Source organism: Streptomyces carpinensis (assembly GCF_002154505.1).
GTDB lineage: Bacteria > Actinomycetota > Actinomycetes > Streptomycetales > Streptomycetaceae > Streptomyces > Streptomyces carpinensis.
In genome coordinates this window covers 1-757 of sequence record NZ_MUBM01000565.1, presented here as the reverse complement: position 1 = coordinate 757, position 757 = coordinate 1, and the positions used below count along the sequence as shown (strand labels likewise).

At 74.5% G+C, this 757-nt stretch carries 1 protein-coding gene and 1 pseudogene; both read right to left on the bottom strand.

Annotated elements, in window-relative coordinates; translation table 11 throughout:
• Nucleotides 1-169 (bottom strand): annotated as a pseudogene (locus BZY54_RS54250) (aspartate aminotransferase family protein); the annotation flags it as partial.
• Nucleotides 166-757, bottom strand: a 592-nt coding sequence (locus BZY54_RS46120; RefSeq protein ID WP_279634768.1) for a transketolase C-terminal domain-containing protein, incomplete at its 5' end; no start/stop codon positions are given. The gene BZY54_RS46120 and the pseudogene BZY54_RS54250, both read right to left, overlap by 4 nt.

The window sequence follows — 757 nt, the reverse complement described above, 5'->3', positions numbered from 1 at the left end:
TGCCCTCGGCGTCCCAGAAGTACGCCCCCTCGGCCCGCTCGTAGACCTTGTCGAACCCGATGGTGTGCAGCATGCGCGGGAGCTGGTGGTTGAGGTGCTTGGTGTGCAGCTCGTAGCGCTCGGCGCCGCGCTCGGCCAGGAGGGCGCCGAGGTCGAACTCCGTGGTCATTCAGTTTTCTCCTTGACTGCCGTGACGGGCCTGGCCGCCCCGGCGGCTCCCGCGGCCTTGGTGGTGCCGGCGCGCTCCTGCGCCTGCGCCGGTACGACCCCGGCCCGCCCGTGGACGGCACCGGTCCGGGCCGGGACGGTTCCGGCCTGCTCCTGGACGGCCAGGCTCGCGCTGATCCGTCCGGCGACCTCCACCGGGGTGAGCCCGATGTCGGCCAGCACCTCCCCGCGTTTGGCGTGCGCCAGGAACTGCTCGGGGATGCCGAAGCGCCGCACGGGTACGTCCACCTCGGCGTCGCCCAGGGCCAGGGCGACCGCGGCGCCGACCCCGGCCGCCCTGCTGTTGTCCTCCACGACGGCCACCAGCCGGTGCTCGGCGGCCAGCCCCGGCAGCGCCGGATCCACCGGCTTGACCCAGCGCGGGTCGACGACGGTGCAGCCCACACCTCGCGCCTCGAGCAGCTCGGCGGCCTGAAGGCACACCGGTGCCATCACGCCGACGGCCACCAGCAGCACCTCCGGCCGGTCGACCTGGTGCAGGACGTCCATGCCGCCCACGCGGTCGACGGCCGGGATCCGCGGGCCGACG